A 19,506-nucleotide genomic window follows, 5' to 3' on the forward strand; every position below is an offset into this window, starting at 1 on the left:
TTCTCCTTGTTAGGCCTGATCGCGGGTCAGAAGATCGTGAGCGTCCGCCTCGATAGCGTCTCGGGCGGACAATGAGACGGGGGTCGCCAGTGCAGCCGCGCAATTGGCCAGGAGGATCCCTCGTTCGGCACTCATGCCCAGTGCGAGGCAGGCTGCCAGCGTTCCGGAATGAACGTCCGCCATCCGCTCCGCTCTGAACGCCGGATTGATCGAAGGCCCCGCAACCCGTGTGAGAGTGGGGGACAGGATACGGGCGTCATCGAGCGTGGGGCGCGCGAACAGCGCATCATTGTCGTCAGTGCGTGCGACGATGTGGCGCGCGCTGAGCAGGCTCAGAGCGCTCGCCTGCTGCTCGGGCTGGTCGCGGTAAAGCGCGAGAGGCGACTCTGCGCTGAAGTGCTCCCTGAATGTCGCGTGGTGGCTGATTTGTAGCGATACGAGGACGTTGTCGAGAGGGAGATTGTTGGGGACACCCTCGTCCGATGCCCCGTCGAATACGACGCGCACGTGTTCGGGAAGTCCTCGCAGGGCCTCGTTCAGGGCCTGTGCCGTGGTGTCGTCGCCCATGAGCGTTCCATCGATCCACAGAACATCCGAGGGCCCCAGGGATCCAACGGCTTCCACCCACTTGCGCGACGCCGCGGAGGGCATCGGATTCCTCGTCGAAAGGGTCAAGAACCAGCCGTTGTTGGTCCCGCGTAGGATCATGCGGTACCCCTCGTCGGCGGAGAACTGAAGGCGGTAGCCGTTGTCCACTCCGCCCAGGTGAGGGCCGGCGTTGACGATATTCATGCGTCGCAGTGCCTGCGTGATGATACGCGCGTTGGGTCCCTGCCCAATGGGGCCGAGCGACACGACCTCGGCTCCCATATGGCGAGCCGCCGCCATGGCCCTGAACATGCCGCCCGCAGTCCGTCCCTGGTCCGACGCCCACACGTGTTGCCCGAGTTTCGGGTACTTGTGTGCGTGCACGAGATGGTCGGCAAAGAGCTCACCGAGGAAAACGACGCGTCCGGGCTGAGAGCCGCCGCGGAGCGCCGCGAGAGGCGTGGGCGGGTTGATGGACTCGAAGTAGCGCTGACGCGTGCGCTGGCCAGAATTGTCATCCTCGAACGAGGAGGGCCCCGACGGAGCGGCCGTGTCCGAGGCGTCAGCGTCGCCGGGGTAAGGCACGCGCTTCGCGAGCAGGTCATGTGCACTCTGTTTGAAGTCCTGCGTGAACACCTTCTCAACCAGGGGGTACCCGTAGGGCCGCAGGAAACTCACGCCACGAACCGCGCCGACCAGCGCGCCGGCGACGGACAGGATCGTGTGCGCTTGGGGGCCGAGGTGTAGGGGAGAGGCCAGGAGGTGGGGGTTCTGGTAGCGGGAGGCCAGGGCAAAGGCCATGGGAACGATCTGCGAGAGCGAATCGCCCGCACCGATGTGCTCGAGGAGACGTTCGAGTGGGGATTCGACGTACTCGTTCATGTCGCTGACGATGTTCAGCGCCCTGCGCGTCGCGGCCACGACGTCAGGTTCCGGGCTCCACTCTCCGCGTGCCTCCAGCGACGAGGCGATATCGACGGCTTTCACCAGAACATCGGCCACGCGGAAGTGCGGGCTGTCGAGGCCGAGTGACACGGCGGCGGCAACGAGGGCTGATGCCTGGAATTCCTGGCGCGTTGGCTCAACCAGCAGGTGGTCGTTCCACACGGCGTCCGCGAAGGCCTGGCGTCCCTTCGTCGAAGTGGAGATGCCGACCTGGACGCCGCCGATCAGTGTCGCGTACTGGCGTTTGGTGGGGGTCAACAGTGACGGCAGTGTCGGCGGCTCCGCCGATGTGTCGACTGTCAGTAGCTCGAGAATGGCTTTGCACACGCTTGCAGCGTTGGTACTTTCCTCGCTCGAGGTATCGACCCCGAGCGACCGACCGTAAATGAGTCCGGCCATCGCCCCGTGGGCGCGATCAAAACGTGGATCCATGTCAGTCTTCCGATTCACTCAGCGCGTCGGCCGCGGCCTCGATCTGGCTGCGCGTCGGGCACGAGGCTGGGCCGGGCACGGTTGAGGCCAGGGCACCCGCGCAGTTGGCGAGCACAAGCGCTCGTTTGAGCGCAACGTCCTGTGCGAGGCAGGCGGCTAGGACACCCGAGTGGGCGTCGCCCGCGCCGTTTGTGTCGACTGTTCTGACACTCGGGGTCGGGATGTGGAAGGTTGACAGGTCGGCTGCGCCATCGGCCGGTGCGAAGTACGCGCCACTCTCATCCTTGCGGACGAGAACGTGATGCCCGAGCCTGGCGGCCAGGGCTGTCGCTGCCTTATCTGCTGGTAGCCAGGAGGGGAACTTTCGCTCCTCGTCAGGAATCCTCTTCCACAGGTCCTGCGACTCATCGTAATTCATGGAAATGATGGTGTTCGACGGCAAACCATCAGGAATCCCGACGACGGGGGAGACGTCCAGGACCACGCGTACTCCCTCGGGGAGGACACGCAGCGCGTTGTCGGCCGCCACCTTGTTGGACGGATGCTCCATGAGAGATCCGTCGATGAAGAGCACATCGCCCGGCTTCATCGTGCGGACGACATCGGCCCACGCGTTCTCGGGGGCCATCGTCTCGGCGCCCTTCGTGGCAATGATCGTGCACGTGCCGTTGCGCGAGACGAGCGCGGTGCGGTACGCGTTGTCGCAGTCTGTCACCCGGGGGCCTGCGTCGACGATTCCCTCGCGTGCGAGGGCAGCCTCGATCATCGAGGCGTGGGGGCCGGTGCCGATCGGGCTGAGGGAGACGGCCTCGGCCCCCATTCGGCGTGCCGCCGCGAGAACGCTGAAGCCCGCGCTGACGTGGAGGCCCTCGTCGTTGCCCCAATCAGAGCCGCCGCCGTATACCGGGGCGGCGCCCGCTAACACGTGGTCCACGAGGATCTGCCCCATGAGGACGACTCGGCCCGCCCCGGGATCGGAGGACGAGGCCGGGGCCGGCACCTCGGGGACGTCGGCCTCGCTCGCACCCTCAGTCTCGGGGGACGTGGGTGCGTCTGCGGCAGGCTCGTGAGCCGCACGCAGCTCCAACAGCTCGAGGGCGACGGACGGCAGGTCCAGGCGGGAGGCGAGTTCAACCTGGGCGAGGCCGCGGCCGACAAAGACCTCGAAGCCGAGGGCGGCGCCCAGGATTGCGCCCGCGATTGCGCCGATCGTGTCGGTGTCCCCACCGATGTTGGCGGCGTCCAGCAGCGCCTGCGGGGAGGGGTCTCGCGCGAGCAACGCAAATGCCATGGGGATCGCCTGCGCCGAAGCCACGGACGTGCCCACCTGCTCGACGAGGCATTCCAGGGATGATGAGGCGGGGTTGGCGACCAGCTGCATGGCCCTGCGCGTCGCCGCGATGACGTCCGGGTCGGGGGTCCACGCGCCGCGCTCGGGCAGCGAATCGACGTAGGAGAGGGCCTTCCATAGCAGGCCCCTCAGATCCGGGGTCGTCGAGCGCGCCGCGTCAATACCCATGGACACGGCCGCCGCCACGAGGGCAGCCGACTGGAAACCCTGGCGCGTCGCGTGCGTGACCTGGCAGGACGACCAGACGGCATCCGCAAAGGCCTCCGGATCGGCCGTCGACATCGCGATACCGATCGGGGTGACGCGCATCGCCGCGCCGTTCGTGGTCCCCGCCCCACCCACAGTCAGCGGGTCCTCGCCCGCGCGCACGCCCTCGAGCGCCGCCTTCGTGGAGGGTCCCAGCAGGTCGAGCGACCCGCGCTCGATCATCGAATCCTCCCAGGCCAGCAGAGCGTGGGCGAACTCGCCCGCGTCCAGGGCCACGCGACCCGAGGAAGTGCCTCGGCCTCGTACCAGGAGAGACGCCACCAGCAGCGCCTGCTCCGTGTCATCCGTGACCGAGCCAGCGGGCATCCCCGGCGCGTAGGGCTGCGAGGCGTCACCGTCGACGAGGCCGGTGATCGTCCCGTACACTGCGCGGATCTGCTCCGGGGACATCGCCTGCGTCGGCATGCCCAGCGCGTCTCCGAGCGCCAGGCCAGCCAGGGCGCCGTACGCGCGAGAAAAACGAGGATCCATGATGCACCTCCAACGCGGGCACGCGCCCGCAGATAGCGTGAACGCCCCGGAACCTTCCGAGGCGACCAGTAGGCCCAGGGGGACTCGAACCCCCAACCTACGGATTAAAAGTCCGCTGCTCTACCATTGAGCTATAGGCCCAGCAGCCCCATTGTAGGAGGAAGAAGTCCCCATGGCCCAATCGAAGATGCCGCGACGCCCCGCGATGCTCGACGCCGCCCGGGCTGACGCCATCATCGGCGACGAAGACCCCGCGGCCACCGCGGCCGTTGCGCACACCGCCGCCTGGGCCCTCATGGGCGTGGGTGACGAGACCTTCACTGACGCCGACGTCGCGCGCCTGCGCGAGACCGTGCGCACCAGCGGGGTGGATACGATCGCGCACGTGTGGTCGCGCAGCCCCGAGTTCACCCTCCCCGGGGCACTGTGGCGCGTCTACCTGCTGCACGAGTGGTACCACCGCGACCCGCTGCTGGTAGCCGAGCGCTACGCCGACGGGTCGCGTGCGCCCATCATCCAGGGCCTCGAGGCCCCGGTCGAGCTGCGGCCCCTGAGCCTCATCATGGAGGAAGTCGACTCGCTGCTGCGCGGCGACCTGACCGACGACGACCTGGAATACGTGCTGGGCGAGGCCTCGCGGGCCATGCGCGTGCTCGCCGCCGGCGAGGCCGGGGCCCTGTGGATCGAAGACCCCGCAGACCCGCTCGCCCACCGCGTCACCATGCGCCACTCCGCGCTGCTGGTCACCGCCGACGAGCTCGACGTCGCCGCGCGCGAGGCGGCCGTCGGCACCCTTGACTGAGCCTTCGTCGGTAGCGCCCGGGCTGATCTTGGCGTCCCCCGGACGGACTCGTGGAAGGCCCGAACCGGGGTGACGTGGCGCGCCCACCAGGGCACGGGCGCGCGCTGGCGACTACCCTTGTCCCTATGCGTCCGATGCCAGCCCCCCGCCCCCAGCGACTCGTTCGCTCTGCGGGCGCACTCGTCTGGCGCTTCACTGACCCCGCGCGCGTCGCCGTCCCCGGCGAGCCCATCGACCCCGCGGACATCGAAGTCCTCATGGTTCACCGCCCGCGCTACCACGACTGGTCCTGGCCCAAGGGCAAGACCGAAAACGGTGAATCCCTCGTCGCCGCCGCCGTGCGCGAAGTCGAGGAGGAAACCGGCCAGATCATCACGCTCGGCGCGCCCCTGACGACCCAGCGCTACCGCCTGGGCGGCGGGCAGACCAAGGAAGTCCACTACTGGGTGGGCACCCCCGTCCCCGCGGGCCACGCCTCCGAGCGCCTGCGCGCCCCCGTCGCGCGCGCCCCGCGCACCGAAATCGACCAGACCGCGTGGACCTCGCCCGAGCGCGCCGCCGACATGCTCACGCGCCGAGGCGATCGCCGCCTCCTCGCCGACATCGTCGCCCGCGCCCGCGAAGGCCGCCTCGTGACAACCACGCTCCTCGTCCTGCGTCCCGGGCAGGGCCTCAGCCCGCGCGTCGACGAGGCTGGGGACACCCACGCGTCCGCCTCTCCTTCCGCTTCTTCCGGCGGCTCCGCGGCACCTGCCGAGGCAGCTGCTCCGGCCAAGCCTCGCCCCGCGCCGACCCCCGCGATGGTGGCGTCCGCTGCGGCCAGGAGGGCCGCCCAGGTGGAGCAGGCCTCGGCGAAGAAGACCCAGACCGCGCCGGAACCCGTCGACCCGCCGCTCAGCCGCTTCGGTGTGCGCCAGGCTTTCGACCTCATCGACCTGCTCTCCAGCTTTGGTGTGGCCCGCGCGTTCGCGTCGCCGGCAGCCCGCTCGCGCCAGAGCCTCACCCCGTGGGCGTCGATGGGCGGGGGCTCGGTGACGCTCGTCGAGTCCCTCGATCTGACCGCCTCCGGCTCGGATGTTCAGATCGACGCTGAGGCGCGCCTCGGGCGCGTCCGTGCCTTCGCGGCCGAGCGCCTGCGCGAGCACGCGGCCCCCACGGTCCTGTCTGTCGCCGGCCCTGCGCGCGATGCCATCATCGAGGAGATCCGCGCCTATGCGTCGGCTCCCGTCGCCGGCGGCGAGTCCCCGTGTCTGAGGCACGGCCAGGTCCTCGTCGCCCACGTCGAACACGGCCCCGATGGGCTCGTCGTCGCCGCCCTCGAAACCCACGGCGTCACCACGAAGGACCCCACCGCGCCCGCGTGCAAGGCCTCCAAGAAGCACTGAGGCGGCCCGGCACAAGCCGAGCCGCCTTCAGAGTGCACGAGCGCAGGTCACATGCCGGAGTCCTTCACGGACTGCGACAGCTTCTCACCGTCATTCGAAATCGCGATGCACACGATGTCGCGGTCGCCCCGCTTCCAGCTCGCCTCCGTCGGGAACATCGTCGTGATCCTCAGGTCGGAGTCCTCGTAGGCGGCGCCCACGTATCCCTCGAAGGCATTGGAGCAGATGCTCTCCATGCGCATGTTGAGCCAGTCCTCGGAAGGACGCTCTTTGTCCGTGAGCTTTTCGATGTGGTAGACCTCTCCGTCGTGCTCGGCGGTGCACTCGACGACCTCGACGCGCGAGATGGTGCTGCCGTCCGGCAGCTGCACGCACTGACCGACCTCGACGTTGAAGGCCGAGGTGTTGCCGCCCAGGGCGCAGGCGGACAGAGTCATGGACAGGGCCGCGACGGACGACGCGAGCGCAAGAGTACGGGTAGAAACGCGGGACATGATGCTCCTTGGGTGATGGGACCGTGGCCGATGGGACGTGATGCGCACGGCATGGCGACGCTGACTGTCCGGTAGGACTTCGGCATCGCTGATGACACTATACAAGGTGGAGGTCGCAGGGGTAAAAGCGGTGGCGGCCCGGCACAAGCCGAGCCGCCACGCCAGTCAGGTCATGCAGACAGGGGCGGCTGCGCTTACTAATAAGAGTTCTGTGCCGATTGATTCAGCTTCGATCCATCTGCGGCGAAAAGGTAGCAGGCGATGTCGCGGTCGCCCTCGGACCAACTTTCATCACTCGGAAATAGCCAGCCGTAGTCGAGCGTCGTTTCGTCAGGAAGTGCGCCGACGTAGGGCTCGAACGATGCTAAGCATAGTCCAAGGCTTCGGTTCTCCAAGTCGTTCTCAGAGGGAAGGTCATCGTCCGTAAGCTCCGCTACGTAGTACACCTCGTTGTCGTGTGGGGTTGAACAGTCGACGGCCATCACCTGCGTATCTCCCGCAGTCCAGTCCTGGAAGCACTGGCCCACCTCGAGATCGGCGAAGTAAATGAGCCCAGTGGCTGGCTTCGATGGGGCAGTGGGATTTCTCCCGCTGGACGAGGTGGGCGCCGGGTTGGGCGACGAGCTGCGAGGCCTGTAGCTGGGTACGCACGCGGACAGCCCCAGGCTCAGGATGGCGGCCGAGACTCCGAGGACCAGCGCGGGGCGCGCGGGGCGGGACGTGAAAGAGCTGAGGGACATGATTCTCCTTGTGCGTTGAGATCTCCGGTTACTTGTTCGAGCCCTTCATGGAGCCGGACAGCTGAGTGTCCGTGCCGTCACCGGAAATGATAAAGCAAATGATCTCGCGGTCGCCCTGCTCCCAGCTGCCCGGGGACGGGTAGAGGATCGTGTAGTCCAGCTCGGACTCCTCGTAGGGGATGCCCACGTATCCCTCGAAGGCCGCCAGGCAGGCGTCGCCGCCCATGTCCTCGAGCTCGGAGTCGCTCGGGCGCTCGTCCTCGGTGACCTGGGTTAGGTGGAAGACCTCGGCGTCATGCAAGGCAGAGCAGTCGGTGGTCTCCAGGTCGGTGATGTTATCACCAGTGGGCAGCTGAACACACTGGCCGACCTTCATGCTAAAAGCGGAGGTGCGCGGGCCGAAAGAGAGCAGGCTGCAGGCCGACATGGTCATGGCCAGGGCAGCCGCCGAGGCCGTCAGAACCAGGACGCGAGTCATGGTGCGGGACATGGTGCTCCTTAAGGGGGCTGTGTTGGATGGGGTATGCGCTGGTCGGCACTGTACGAACTATAACAATCGAAATACCGGATGGTAAAAGTATCGGGTGGTGCGTGGCAGGAAGCCGCACACCACCCGATGACAGTCGGATGTTGGTCGAACCCTACAGGCCCGACTCCTTCACCGACGAGGTGAGCTTCGAATGATCCAACGGACGCGCCAGGCACACGATCGAGCGATCGTTTTGCGCCCACGAATCCTTCGTCGGGATCATCCACGTTGCGTCGAGGGACGAGGTCAGATAATCCGACCCCACGTACGCGTCGAACGCGGAAATGCACTCGGTTTCGGCCTGCCGGTTGAGCGCCTCGGCGCCCGGGAAATCCCCGTCCGCCGCGGACGCCAAGGCAAAGACCTCAGCGTCATGCTCGCGCGTGCAGCTAGTCTTATCGATCGTCGTCGCCGTGGTCGCGCTCTTATCCTCCGGCAGGAGGATGCACTGCCCGACCCGCATGTGCATGACGGACGAATCCGAGCATGCCGCGAGCGGGGCAGCGGCAAGAGCGACGACCGCAGCCGTCACGACGAAGCGACCACGCATCAGTGAACTCCAAGAGGCAGCGCCACGACGAGGTACACGATGCCCGACACCAGAGCGGCGGCCGGCAGGGTGAGGAACCACGCGATGACGATGTTGCCCGCGACGCCCCAGCGGACCGCCGAGAAACGCTTCGTGCAACCCACACCCATGATCGCCGTCGACACGACCTGCGTCGTTGAGATGGGGGCGTGAATGACGTAGGAGCACAGGTACAGGATCGAGGAAGACACGGCCTCGGCCGTGAAACCGCGAGCCGGGTCCAGGTCGATGATCTTACGGCCGATCGTGCGCATGATGCGTCCGCCGCCGGCCATCGTGCCCAGCGAGATCGCCAGAGCGCCCGAGATCTTCACCCACAGCGGCACGTTCATCTCACCCGTGACGGGATCGAGGATGTTGTGGGTCTCGCCGTAGCCGCCAGCCAGCAGCGCCATGACGATGATGCCCATCGTCTTCTGTGCGTCCTGGATGCCGTGGCCCAGGGCCATGGCCGCCGAGGAGAAACGCTGACCGGCGCGGAAGCGGCGCATCGTGCGGTGATACTGCGCCTTGCGCAGCGCCCACAGCACGAGCTTCATGGCGATGTAGCCGACGACGAAGCCGATGATGGGGGAGGCGAACATCGGGATCACGACGTGGCTCATGATGCCCCACCAGTGCACGACCGTGCCGCTCATGAGGCCTGCGCCGACCATGCCGCCGATGAGGGCGTGCGAGGAGGACGAGGGGAGGCCAAACCACCAGGTGATCAGGTTCCAGATACAGGCGCCCAGCAGGGCCGACAGGATGATGACCAGGCCCTTTTGCTGCATCTCCGGCAGGGGAGACTCGGCGTAGTCGCTGATCGAAATGATGCCTTTACCGACCGTCTTGGCGACGGCCGTGCCCATCATGGCTCCGATGACGTTCATCGTCGCGGCCATGAGGAGCGCCGCGCGGGGAGTCCACGCGCGCGTCGACACGGAGGTCGCGATCGCGTTCGCCGCGTCGTGGAAGCCGTTCGTGTAGCTGAAGAACAGCGCGACGGCGATGACGACGCAGACGAGGATCAGATTCAGATCCACGGCTCAGGATTCCTTCAGTGCGAGGGACTCGATGACGTTAGCCAGCTCCTCGAAGGCGTCGGCGCAGGACTCGAGGCCCTGGACGATGTCCTTGAGCTTGATGATCGTGATCGCGTCGAGGCCGGAGTCGAACAGGGCCGTCAGCGTGCGACGGTAGGCCAGGTCGCCCTCGTTCTCGAGGCGGTTGACCTCGATCCAGTAGTCGCGCATGTCGACGGGCGACTTGAGCTTGGGCATGTTCTCCGCGGTCAGGTCCGCGCAGTGCTTGATGACGGCGATCTGCTCGTTGAGCAGGGAAACCAGGGAAGTGGGGATGTCGGCAATGCCGTAGACGACCAGGAGGTCGCCGGCCTCGTCGATGAAGTCCAGGCAGTCGTCCAGGTGGGACGCCAGGGACTGCAGGTCTTCGCGGTCGAAAGGCGTGATGAACGAGGAGTTGATGCGCTGAACGATCGCGTGGTTCAGTTCGTCGCCGCGGTGCTCGACCTCGTGGAGCTGATCGCGCAGGGCGATGCGCTCCTCGGGGGAGGCGGCGTAGATGTGCGTCAGGAACTCGACGGCCTGCACGAGCTGGCGGGCCTGGGATGTGAAGTCTTCAAAAAAGTCAGGGCCTTGGGTCTTGTTTCGGAATCCCATGGTGTATTCGGTCCTTCCAATGGTGAACAGCACTATTGTGCTACGTGTAATCGTCGGTCATGGGGTGGTGAGACTTCAAGTTCAGAGATGGAATTGTGACCCCATATTGGGTGTTCTATCTCACGGCGATGGGTGATTGGACGACTTCCGTCGCATTCGCGAGGTCGGGGCGGGGTATGGCGTTCATAAAGGCCCTTGTGGGTGGGTTGAAGGTCCCTATCGGTCGGGCGGTGTGTGACTTGTTCGACTACGATTGAGGTGTGACCGGGACCAAGCGCCCGTAAGCGCGGGTGTGGGGTCCGGCATGATTGATTCTGTCAATCGAGGACGCAACTGCGGCCTCGACAATCCGAAATGCCTCAGGAGGCAAAATGTCCGTGACCGAACAGGACGTGCGTGCAGCCGCTCCGGCGAACGCTCCCGAAGATGTCATCAAGTGGGTTGCTGAAATTGCTGAGCTGACCACGCCTGACGCCATCGAGTTCTCCGACGGCTCCCAGGAGGAGTGGGATCGCCTGACCTCTCAGATGGTCGAGAGTGGCATGTTCACCAAGCTCAACGAGGAGAAGCGCCCCAACTCGTTCCTGGCTCGCTCCAAGCCGTCCGACGTTGCGCGTGTTGAGTCCCGTACCTTCATCTGCTGTGAGAAGGAAGAGGACGCCGGCCCGACGAACCACTGGGCCGACCCCAAGGAAATGAAGGCCACCCTGCGTGAGAAGTTCACGGGCTCCATGAAGGGCCGCACCATGTACGTGGTGCCCTTCTCCATGGGTCCCCTGGGCGGCCCCATCTCCCAGCTCGGTATTGAGATCACCGACTCCCCCTACGTCGTTGTCAACATGCGCATCATGACCCGCATGGGTGCTGCTGCCATGGACCTCATCAACGAGGGTCGCGTGTGGGTTCCCGCCGTTCACTCGGTCGGCGCTCCCCTCGAGCCCGGTCAGGAAGACTCCACCTGGCCCTGCAACGACGAGAAGTACATCACCCACTTCCCCGAGACCAACGAGATCTGGTCCTTCGGTTCGGGCTACGGCGGCAACGCCCTGCTCGGCAAGAAGTGCTTCGCCCTGCGTATCGCCTCGACCATGGCAAAGCGTGACGGCTGGATGGCCGAGCACATGCTCGTCCTGCGCCTGACCCGCGAGTCCACCGGCCAGCAGTTCCACGTCACCGCCGCCTTCCCGTCGGCCTGTGGCAAGACCAACCTCGCCATGCTCCAGCCCACGATCCCCGGCTACAAGGTCGAGACCGTCGGCGACGACATCGCGTGGATGCGTCCCGGTGAGGATGGCCGCCTGCGCGCCATCAACCCCGAGGCTGGCTTCTTCGGCGTTGCCCCCGGTACCTCCTACAAGACCAACCCCATGGCCATGGAGACCGCCAAGGCCAACTCCATCTTCACGAACGTCGCCCTGACCGACGACGGCGACGTGTGGTGGGAAGGCATCGACGGCGACGTTCCGGCGCACCTGATCGACTGGCACGGCAACGACTGGACCCCCGAGTCCGGCGAGAAGGCTGCTCACCCGAACAGCCGCTTCACCGTCCCCGCCGCGCAGTGCCCCATCATCTGCCCCGACTGGGAAGCCCCCGAGGGTGTCGCCATTGACGCCATCCTCTTCGGTGGCCGCCGCGCCACCAACGTCCCGCTGGTTGCCGAGCAGTACGAGCCCGCCCACGGCGTGTTCATCGGCGCCTCCGTGGCCTCCGAGGTCACCGCTGCTGCGACCGACGTCAAGGCCGGCTCGCTGCGCCACGACCCCTTCGCCATGCTGCCCTTCTGCGGCTACAACATGGCCGACTACTGGGGCCACTGGCTGGAGATGCAGGACAAGCTGGGCGAGAAGTTCCCGCACGTCTACCAGGTCAACTGGTTCCGTAAGGACGAAGAGGGCAACTTCATGTGGCCCGGCTACGGCGACAACGCCCGCGTCCTGGACTGGATCGTTCGCCGCGCCGCCGGCGAGGTCGAGGCCATCGACGGTGTGACCGGCCGCTACCCCAAGTTCGAGGACTTCAACCTCGACGGCCTGGACATCGACGAGACGGTCTGGGCGAAGCTCTTCGCGATCGACCCCGACGCATGGGCCGCCGAGATGGACGACACCGAGGAATACTTCTCGCAGTTCGGCGACAAGGTTCCCGCCGCCATCACCGAGCAGCTGGCTAAGTTCCGCGCGCGCATCGCCGCCGCGAAGCAGGCCTGATCAACGCGGACCTGAGGGCGAGCCCCGGAGGAAACTCCGGGGCTCGCCCCTTTTGTGTGCGACGGGTTCGGGTGGCATGACAGTGGATACCTCTGTGCGCAGCCGGCCGAGACCTCGTTGATGATGACGTGAAAACTGACCGGATTGAGTGCGAAGCGGCGTAGGCCGCTACACTGAGATTGCATCCGACCGCGCACGCAAGGAGAGCCCGTGCCCAACTACTTGACCAACGAAGAGCTGGCCCACGCCAAGGGGCTGCTCGATCGTATGAACGATATTTTCCAGCACACCGTCGTCGGCCAGGAAGGCCTGCGCCGCGCACTCACCGCCGCGCTGCTCGCCGGCGGCCACGTGCTGGTCGAATCCGTCCCCGGCCTCGCCAAGACGACCGCCGCGCAGACACTTGCATCCGCGGTCTCTGGCACCTTCCATCGCATCCAGTGCACGCCTGACCTCATGCCGAACGACATCGTCGGCTCGCAGATCTGGAGCCAGGAACGTGGCGAGATGGTCACCCAGCTGGGTCCCGTCCACGCGAACATGGTCCTCATGGACGAGATCAACCGTTCCTCCGCGAAGACCCAGTCCGCCATGCTCGAGGCCATGCAGGAGCGTCAGACCACCATCGGCGGTGTCAACCACAAGCTGCCCAGGCCCTTCATGGTGATGGCCACCCAGAACCCCATCGAAGAAGAGGGCACCTACGTGCTGCCCGAGGCGCAGATGGACCGTTTCCTCCTCAAGGAGGTCATCACCTACCCGACGCCCGTCGAGGAACTCGAGGTCCTCACGCGCATTGACAACGGCCAGATTAAGGCCCAGTCCTCGGCCGCGCCGATCACCCTCGCCGACGTGCTCACGCTGCAGGATGCGTGCCGTCGCGTGTTCGTCCACGAGACCCTCAAGGCGTACATCGTCGACATCGTCAACACGACCCGAGGTGCCGGCCCTAACCCTCTGCCGGGGTGGAACAACCACGTGCGCGTCGGCGCCTCCCCGCGTGGCGGCATTGCGCTCATGCAGATTTCCCAGGCCATTGCCCTCATGGCCGGTCGGAACCACGTGATGCCCGACGACATTAAGGCGATGCGCTACGGCATCCTGCGCCACCGCATCATCCGTACCTTTGACGCCCTCGCCGACAACGTGTCCATTGAGGGGCTCATCGACGCCGTGTTCAACGCGGTGCCCGTTCCGTAAAGCACCCACGGTCCCACACGCCAGTCGACTTTCTAGAGGAACGCTATGCCTGTACGTTCGCGCGAGATCCACTCGCTCTCTTCGCGTATCCAGCTGCCAGTCTTGCGCAAGCTGCTGTCCATCATGGACGGTCAGCACTCCGCGCTGCGGCACGGTCGCGGATGGGAGTTCCTGGACTTGGCTCCCTATCAGGCGGGCGACGACGTGCGTTCCATCGACTGGCCGGCAACCGTTCGCACGGGTTCGCCGGTCATCAAGCGGCGCGAGGCAACCGCGAATCTGCAGGTCATGCTCGTCGTTGACACCGGACGCGAGATGGGTGCGTTGGCACCCTCCGGTGAAACCAAGGAAGAGGTGGCGCTGACGGCGTGCGAGGCGATTGCCTGGCTGAGCGTCGCACGAGGAGACCAGATTGGCCTCGTCGCGGGGGATTCGGAGCGCGTTCGCTTCATGCCTGCCCGCTCGGGTAACGCTCACGCCGAGACCGTGATGCGGCGCATCGAGGAGGACATCACCCTGTCCTCGCCTCACTCGGACGTGCCCAAGCTGCTGGCGCGCGCCCGCACCGTCACCCAGCGTCGAAGCCTTATCGTCATCGTTACGGACGCGACGCAGCCTGAGCCCACCCGCGTCTCCGACGACCTCATTAAGTCTCTGTCGGTGCGCCACCAGGTCATGCAGATATGCGTGGCTGACATCGATCCGACGTCCCTCGACAAGGGAACGGACGTCGTCGACGTGAACGAGGGGCCGCTGCCCGACTTCCTGCTGCGTGACGACCAGCTCTCGGGCGAAGCCGCCAACGTGATGGAGATGCGACGGGCTGCCGTGGCCCAGATGCTCGATAAGAGGGGGGTCATCCACGTGGATGTTTCGTCCAGTGAAGAGGTTCCGCGCGCCCTGATGCGCGCTCTCGAAAGGGGCGCACATGTCCGGTGAACTCAAAGACTACTTGCTGGATCCCGTCGTCTACCCGAACTGGATGTGGGTCCTCGGCCTGGCAATCGTGATTGGCGTCATCGGGTGGATCCTGTACAGCGTGTGGCGCTGGTGGACCTCGCGTATTGGCGAGGTCATGGAACTGCAGACGATCACGGACGCGCGCCGCAAGAAGTACCTGACTTTCATCGACCAGATCGCTGATCGCTACGCCGACGGCGACCTGGATGCGCGCGGTGTGCACCTCGCCCTCGCCGGCCTGATGCGTGCCCTCGGCACGGAGCGAACGGGCCGCGACCTCGAGGTGGCGACCGTGTCCGAGGTGCGCGAGCTCGTCCCGGTGTGGCCGGGTTTGGCGGACATTCTTCAGGCGTGTGAAGTCCCCAGCTTCACGGGCGACAACATCCCGCAGGGACAGCCCTCGCACGAGGCCGTCACCCGCGTACTGACCATGGCTGTGGAGGCGGTGAACGTATGAGGTTCGGGTGGCTTATTCCCGTCGTGCTGCTGGTTGTCGTGGCGACGACCGTCGCCGGATGGATGCTCGCGCGCCGCGCCGGTGAGCGTTCGGGCAAGAAGGGCTGGGTGGCCAACACTGGCTTCCTGCGCGACCTGCCCAAGTATCAGGCCCTCGTGCGCCGTACTCGTTCGTCGCTGGCGATGGCCGTCGTGTGCTTCCTCATCGCGGTCATCGCGACGTCGGTGTCGGCCGGGGCGCCCGTCGACCGCTACATGAAGCACGACAAGTCCTCGAGTCGTGACATCGTCCTGTGCCTGGATGCCTCCGGATCGATGCTTCCCTACGACTCCAAGATCGGCGACTCTTTCAAGCAGATCATCTCGCACTTCGAGGGCGAGCGAATCTCGCTGCAGCTGTGGAACGCCTACTCGATGACGATGTTCCCGCTCACGGACGACTACGAGATGGCCAACGAGGTGCTCACCGAGATGGCTGACAAGATCGATCGCGGCTTCAATCAGATCGGCAACAAGATCTACCTGACGAGGGAACTCGAGGCATACCTGCAACCGACGTTTAGCGGGCCGGATGACCGCCGTGGCTCCCTGGTGGGCGATGGCCTCGCATCCTGTGTGCTCGGCTTCGACCACACCGATAAGAAGCGTTCCCGCACGATCCTTCTAGCGACCGACAACGAGGTGTTCGGCGAGGGCATCTACAACCTCGCCGAATCCATCGAGTTCGCTAAGAGCCAGGGCGTGACCGTCTCGGTTCTCTATCCAGGCTCCTCGTACTCGCTGAAGGCCGAGGGCGCGGAGCTGCAGGACCAGGTCAAGTCCACCGGCGGCAGCTTCTACGATGCCTCATCGCCCTCCGCGGTCGATGAGGTCGTCCGACAGATCGAATCCGAGCAAAAGGAAGAGCTCGATTCTGCGGGCAAGCTCGTGGAAACCGACCGCCCGGGCGCCGCCCTCGGCTGGACCATCGTCGGTGTTCTGTCCCTGCTCGGTCTGCTTGCTTTCGGGAGGCTCTGACATGATTTTCCGTCCCGTCGTCCACCCGGTGCTGCTGGTCCTGATCCTGCTTGTGGCAGCGGCCTTCGTGTTCCTGTCCGCCAAGCGCGCCGCGCGCAAGCGCGTCATGGACATCATCCGACGTTCGTTCATCGTCCTGACCGTCATCATCATGGGTGCTGGTCCGTCGATCCCCGGCCAGGCCCTCGAAGTCTCGTCGGCCCTCGAGGTCTACCTCGTGATCGACCGCACGGGCTCCATGGCTGCGGAAGACTGGGATGGCACCAAGCCCCGCATCGACGGAGTGCGCAACGACGTTGGGCTCATCATGAACACTTTGGCGGGATCTCGCTTCTCGATCCTCACCTGGGATTCTTCGGTCCACACGGACATGCCGCTCACGAGTGACGCCTCCGCCGTGGCCTCGTACATGGACAGCTTCAACCGAGAGCTGTCCGCGTCCTCCCAGGGTTCTTCGCTGAACCGACCGGCGGCGGAGCTGGCCGCCCTCCTCGCCAAGAATAAGGAACGTCACCCGCAGAACCTCCGCGCGGTTTTCATCTTCTCCGACGGTGAGACCTCGAACCAGGAACACTGGAAGTCCGCACCGACGGGCAGTGAGGAAGATTGGGATCGCGTGAAGGAGTACGTCGACGGCGGCCTTGTCATCGGATACGGCACCCCGGAGGGTGCCCCGATGAAGGTGCTGCGCTTGGGCAACAGCGAGGCGCAGAGCGGCGATGATGACGGCTACATTCACGACCTCTCCCAGCCTGGTAACCCGATCGCCATCTCGAAGATCGACGAGGCGGCCCTCCAGTCGGTCGCATCGCGCATCGGCGTCGACTACGTGCACTCGCCCGATAAGTCGGCGATCGAATCCCACGCGCACACCATCTTGGAAGGCGCGACGGAGATTGCCGAACAGCGCAACATGAAAGACACGTACCGCTACATCATCTGGCCGTTTGCGCTCCTGCTCGGGGGACTCCTCGCGTGGGAGGGCGCCAACCTGGCGCTGCGCGCTCAACAGCTGAGGAACTCGCATGCCCTCTAACAACAACCTGCCCGAAGAGGACCTCCTGCCTTTCGGTGCCCTTCAGGGTGGTCCGGTCGACGCGTCGGTCCGCGAACAGCTGGGGCAGGCCACGAACGGCAAGCCGAAGGTGCAGCGCTCCCCGCGGGCTCTGCGACCTCTGTGGTACTCCATTCCGATTCTCGTGATCGCCCTGGTGATCGCCGGGTACCTGATTGGTCTGACGCTCTGGTCGCAGTCGTCGTTGAATCACTGGAAGGCTGGCGACTACGAGTCCGCTCAGGCGGGCTACGAGGGCCAGCGGACATGGACGGGCATCGGTATCGAGGCCTGGGTCGCGCACTACAACCTCGGCACGACCCTGGTGCGCCAGGACCGCGTCGATGAGGGCGTGGAGGAACTGCGCACCGCGTTTGAGCTTGTTCCGAAGGCTCGCGAGGTGCAGCCTGGTCGCCTCGAGCCCTTCTCCTACGAGTGCCGTGTGCGCGTCAATCTCGCCATCGGACTGGAGATTCAGGGCGATAAGCTGCGCTCCTCGGGTTCGACCGGTAACGCTGTGAGCGTCTACCAGGAAGCCCAAGACACGATCTCGCCGTGCCAGACCGCGTCTGGTGGTTCCGGTCAGTCCGGCGACCAGAACCAGTCGGGCGGACAGTCCGGTCAGCAGTCCGGCAGCGAATCCAATAACCCCGCTGACGAAAATAAGGAACGCGTCGAGGACAAGAAGCAGCAGACCGAGGAGGAGTCTGAGGGGCAGAGCGGTTCGCAGGACCAGCAGCAACAGCAGGACCAGCAGACGGATCCGACGCCCACGCCCAGCCCGACCGAGGACCCCTTCGAGGGTGAGGATCAGGAGCAAAAGGAGCGCCGCGAGCAGCTGCAGGACCAGAACAAGGAACGGCAGCAGAACCAGCGCGATGCCCAGGACGGGAAACGCGACGGCAATCCGAACGGCGCCTGGTGAGGGTTGCAAGTTCGTCTCAACTTTGCTGTGACGTGCACCCATAAAACCCCGCGGCGGCCCGGGAGGGCCCCAAACACAGATAGGCTTGAATTGTGAAGGTCCTTCTCGTTGGTAACGGAGGTCGCGAACACGCGATCGCCCGTGCGCTTGTGCGAACGTCCACCCCCGAGCATCCCGTGGAGCTTGTCGTCCAGGCGGGTAACCCCGCGTTGGAGCAGCTGGGCCGCTCCCTGACCATGGATCCCCTCGATCCGAAGGACGTTGTCCGTCGCGCCACGTCCGAGAACGTCGACCTCGTGGTCGTCGGCCCCGAGGCCCCGCTCGTCGCGGGCGTCGCGGATGCCGTGCTGGACTACGGAATCCCCGTTTTCGGCCCGACGAAGGATGCGGCGCGCCTCGAGGCCTCCAAGTCTTTCGCGAAGCAGGTCATGGCCGATGCCGACGTGGCCACGGCTCGTGCCTTCACGTGCACCACGATGGACGAGGTCGAGGCCGCGTTCGACGATCTGGGTGCCCCCTACGTCGTGAAGGACGACGCGCTTGCCGCCGGTAAGGGCGTCGTCGTGACCACCGACCGCGCCCAGGCCTCGGAGCATGCGCGCGCCTGCCTGTCGCGCGACGGGGGAGCGGTCGTCATCGAGGACTACCTCGACGGCCCCGAGGTCTCCCTCTTCTGCTTCGCCGACGGTTCTACCGTCGTGCCGCTGCAGCCCGCGCAGGACTTCAAGCGCGTGGGCGACGGCAACGAGGGCCCGAACACGGGCGGCATGGGCGCCTACAGCCCCCTGCCGTGGCTCCCCGAAGAGGCCACGCAGCGCATCGTCGACGAGGTGGCCCAGCCCGTCATCACCGAGATGGCGCGTCGCGGCACCCCCTTCCGTGGCCTCCTGTACTGCGGCCTCGCGATGACCTCGAAGGGTATCCGCGTCGTCGAGTTCAACGTGCGTTTCGGCGACCCGGAGACCCAGGCGGTCCTCGAGCGCCTCGACTCCCCGCTGGCCCCCATCCTGTACGCGGCCGCGACCGGCACTCTCGCCAAGGTCCCCGCCCCCGTGTGGAGCGAGGACGCTGCCGTCACGGTCGTCATGGCCTCGGGCGGATACCCGGGCCCCACGGATACCGGGCATGAGATCACCGGTATCGAAGCGGCCGAGGAGCTCGACGGCGTCCACGTCATCCACGCCGGCACCTCCGAGGAGATCACCGACGACCCGACCGACGTCGCGGCGGGATGCTGCGGCTTCGAACCGACCTACGCGCTGGTGAACTCCGGCGGCCGAGTCCTCGACGTCGTCGCCCGCGCGGCAACGCTCGACGAGGCCCGGGCACTCGCCTACCGCGGCGTCGACCTCATCCACTTCGACGGGGAGCACCACCGCAGCGACATCGCGACGTGGCCCGCCGACCTGGTCGTCAGCCTCGACTGAGAA

At 65.9% G+C, this 19,506-nt stretch carries 18 protein-coding genes and 1 tRNA gene; 10 read left to right on the forward strand and 9 right to left on the reverse strand.

What is annotated here, in order from left to right; all coding sequences use genetic code 11:
• Positions 1-9: 9 nt before the first annotated feature.
• From CYJ22_RS08770 to CYJ22_RS08780, 3 genes are all read right to left on the reverse strand, one after another.
• Positions 10-1,965, reverse strand: a complete 1,956-nt coding sequence (locus CYJ22_RS08770) for a carbohydrate kinase (RefSeq protein ID WP_101602341.1) — start codon at positions 1,963-1,965, stop codon at positions 10-12.
• A gap of 1 nt (position 1,966) precedes the next feature.
• Entirely contained in the window at positions 1,967-4,054 is a 2,088-nt protein-coding gene (locus CYJ22_RS08775) for a PfkB family carbohydrate kinase (protein ID WP_101602342.1), read from the reverse strand.
• A gap of 69 nt (positions 4,055-4,123) precedes the next feature.
• A tRNA-Lys gene (locus CYJ22_RS08780) sits at positions 4,124-4,195 on the reverse strand.
• A gap of 31 nt (positions 4,196-4,226) precedes the next feature.
• Between CYJ22_RS08780 and CYJ22_RS08785 the strand changes: the two genes are divergently transcribed.
• Both CYJ22_RS08785 and CYJ22_RS08790 read left to right on the forward strand, forming a co-directional pair.
• The gene (locus tag CYJ22_RS08785) at positions 4,227-4,856 is read left to right on the forward strand and encodes a hypothetical protein (RefSeq protein ID WP_101602343.1); all 630 of its coding nucleotides are present in this window, start codon (positions 4,227-4,229) and stop codon (positions 4,854-4,856) included.
• Between the two features lie 134 nt (positions 4,857-4,990).
• Positions 4,991-6,241 (forward strand): NUDIX domain-containing protein, encoded by a 1,251-nt coding sequence (locus CYJ22_RS08790; RefSeq protein WP_101602344.1) that lies wholly within the window; start codon positions 4,991-4,993, stop codon positions 6,239-6,241.
• Between the two features lie 47 nt (positions 6,242-6,288).
• Here the strand turns inward: CYJ22_RS08790 and CYJ22_RS08795 are convergent, their stop codons facing one another.
• The 6 genes from CYJ22_RS08795 to CYJ22_RS08820 form a co-directional block, all read right to left on the reverse strand.
• Positions 6,289-6,735 (reverse strand): septum formation family protein, encoded by a 447-nt coding sequence (locus tag CYJ22_RS08795; RefSeq protein ID WP_101602345.1) that lies wholly within the window; start codon positions 6,733-6,735, stop codon positions 6,289-6,291.
• A 197-nt stretch (positions 6,736-6,932) separates the two neighbouring features.
• Positions 6,933-7,475, reverse strand: a complete 543-nt coding sequence (locus CYJ22_RS08800; RefSeq protein WP_101602346.1) for a septum formation family protein — start codon at positions 7,473-7,475, stop codon at positions 6,933-6,935.
• A gap of 28 nt (positions 7,476-7,503) precedes the next feature.
• On the reverse strand, positions 7,504-7,965 hold the full coding sequence (locus CYJ22_RS08805) for a septum formation family protein (RefSeq protein WP_101602347.1): 462 nt from the start codon (positions 7,963-7,965) through the stop codon (positions 7,504-7,506).
• Positions 7,966-8,116: 151 nt separating this feature from the next.
• Complete coding sequence (locus CYJ22_RS08810; RefSeq protein WP_009054405.1) at positions 8,117-8,554, reverse strand: septum formation family protein; 438 nt, start codon at positions 8,552-8,554, stop codon at positions 8,117-8,119.
• Entirely contained in the window at positions 8,554-9,618 is a 1,065-nt protein-coding gene (locus tag CYJ22_RS08815; protein WP_101602348.1) for an inorganic phosphate transporter, read from the reverse strand. Before CYJ22_RS08815 ends, CYJ22_RS08810 begins: the two co-directional genes overlap by 1 nt.
• 3 nt (positions 9,619-9,621) lie before the next feature.
• On the reverse strand, positions 9,622-10,254 hold the full coding sequence (locus CYJ22_RS08820; protein WP_009054359.1) for a DUF47 domain-containing protein: 633 nt from the start codon (positions 10,252-10,254) through the stop codon (positions 9,622-9,624).
• A 371-nt stretch (positions 10,255-10,625) separates the two neighbouring features.
• Here CYJ22_RS08820 and CYJ22_RS08825 point away from each other — a divergent pair, with 371 nt between their 5' ends.
• From CYJ22_RS08825 to purD, 8 genes are all read left to right on the forward strand, one after another.
• Positions 10,626-12,464: a phosphoenolpyruvate carboxykinase (GTP) gene (locus tag CYJ22_RS08825; RefSeq protein WP_009054403.1), complete on the forward strand. Its 1,839-nt coding sequence runs from the start codon at positions 10,626-10,628 to the stop codon at positions 12,462-12,464.
• 210 nt (positions 12,465-12,674) lie between these two features.
• Positions 12,675-13,664: an AAA family ATPase gene (locus CYJ22_RS08830; protein WP_009054360.1), complete on the forward strand. Its 990-nt coding sequence runs from the start codon at positions 12,675-12,677 to the stop codon at positions 13,662-13,664.
• Between the two features lie 45 nt (positions 13,665-13,709).
• Complete coding sequence (locus tag CYJ22_RS08835) at positions 13,710-14,603, forward strand: DUF58 domain-containing protein (RefSeq protein ID WP_009054355.1); 894 nt, start codon at positions 13,710-13,712, stop codon at positions 14,601-14,603.
• On the forward strand, positions 14,593-15,081 hold the full coding sequence (locus CYJ22_RS08840) for a hypothetical protein (RefSeq protein ID WP_101602349.1): 489 nt from the start codon (positions 14,593-14,595) through the stop codon (positions 15,079-15,081). Before CYJ22_RS08835 ends, CYJ22_RS08840 begins: the two co-directional genes overlap by 11 nt.
• The gene (locus CYJ22_RS08845; RefSeq protein ID WP_009054363.1) at positions 15,078-16,097 is read left to right on the forward strand and encodes a vWA domain-containing protein; all 1,020 of its coding nucleotides are present in this window, start codon (positions 15,078-15,080) and stop codon (positions 16,095-16,097) included. Before CYJ22_RS08840 ends, CYJ22_RS08845 begins: the two co-directional genes overlap by 4 nt.
• A 1-nt stretch (position 16,098) precedes the next feature.
• Positions 16,099-17,133, forward strand: a complete 1,035-nt coding sequence (locus tag CYJ22_RS08850) for a vWA domain-containing protein (protein ID WP_101602350.1) — start codon at positions 16,099-16,101, stop codon at positions 17,131-17,133.
• Positions 17,123-18,076: a tetratricopeptide repeat protein gene (locus CYJ22_RS08855; RefSeq protein WP_009054401.1), complete on the forward strand. Its 954-nt coding sequence runs from the start codon at positions 17,123-17,125 to the stop codon at positions 18,074-18,076. Before CYJ22_RS08850 ends, CYJ22_RS08855 begins: the two co-directional genes overlap by 11 nt.
• A gap of 92 nt (positions 18,077-18,168) precedes the next feature.
• A complete protein-coding gene (gene purD, locus CYJ22_RS08860; protein ID WP_101602351.1) occupies positions 18,169-19,503 on the forward strand; it encodes a phosphoribosylamine--glycine ligase in 1,335 nt (444 codons plus the stop codon).
• Positions 19,504-19,506: the final 3 nt, after the last annotated feature.

The sequence above is a fragment of the Schaalia odontolytica genome (assembly GCF_002847525.1).
Lineage (GTDB): Bacteria > Actinomycetota > Actinomycetes > Actinomycetales > Actinomycetaceae > Pauljensenia > Pauljensenia odontolytica_B.

Bases quoted from the DNA above. Each gene is read 5' to 3' on its own strand.
- CYJ22_RS08795 (WP_101602345.1), bottom strand. From the start codon at position 6,735: ATGTCCCGCGTTTCTACCCGTACTCTTGCGCTCGCGTCGTCCGTCGCG.
- CYJ22_RS08840 (WP_101602349.1), top strand. From the start codon at position 14,593: ATGTCCGGTGAACTCAAAGACTACTTGCTGGATCCCGTCGTCTACCCG.
- CYJ22_RS08775 (WP_101602342.1), bottom strand. From the start codon at position 4,054: ATGGATCCTCGTTTTTCTCGCGCGTACGGCGCCCTGGCTGGCCTGGCG.
- CYJ22_RS08770 (WP_101602341.1), bottom strand. From the start codon at position 1,965: ATGGATCCACGTTTTGATCGCGCCCACGGGGCGATGGCCGGACTCATT.
- CYJ22_RS08825 (WP_009054403.1), top strand. From the start codon at position 10,626: ATGTCCGTGACCGAACAGGACGTGCGTGCAGCCGCTCCGGCGAACGCT.
- CYJ22_RS08810 (WP_009054405.1), bottom strand. From the start codon at position 8,554: ATGCGTGGTCGCTTCGTCGTGACGGCTGCGGTCGTCGCTCTTGCCGCT.
- CYJ22_RS08835 (WP_009054355.1), top strand. From the start codon at position 13,710: ATGCCTGTACGTTCGCGCGAGATCCACTCGCTCTCTTCGCGTATCCAG.
- CYJ22_RS08805 (WP_101602347.1), bottom strand. From the start codon at position 7,965: ATGTCCCGCACCATGACTCGCGTCCTGGTTCTGACGGCCTCGGCGGCT.
- CYJ22_RS08855 (WP_009054401.1), top strand. From the start codon at position 17,123: ATGCCCTCTAACAACAACCTGCCCGAAGAGGACCTCCTGCCTTTCGGT.
- CYJ22_RS08850 (WP_101602350.1), top strand. From the start codon at position 16,099: ATGATTTTCCGTCCCGTCGTCCACCCGGTGCTGCTGGTCCTGATCCTG.
- CYJ22_RS08785 (WP_101602343.1), top strand. From the start codon at position 4,227: ATGGCCCAATCGAAGATGCCGCGACGCCCCGCGATGCTCGACGCCGCC.
- CYJ22_RS08800 (WP_101602346.1), bottom strand. From the start codon at position 7,475: ATGTCCCTCAGCTCTTTCACGTCCCGCCCCGCGCGCCCCGCGCTGGTC.
- CYJ22_RS08790 (WP_101602344.1), top strand. From the start codon at position 4,991: ATGCCAGCCCCCCGCCCCCAGCGACTCGTTCGCTCTGCGGGCGCACTC.
- CYJ22_RS08845 (WP_009054363.1), top strand. From the start codon at position 15,078: ATGAGGTTCGGGTGGCTTATTCCCGTCGTGCTGCTGGTTGTCGTGGCG.
- CYJ22_RS08820 (WP_009054359.1), bottom strand. From the start codon at position 10,254: ATGGGATTCCGAAACAAGACCCAAGGCCCTGACTTTTTTGAAGACTTC.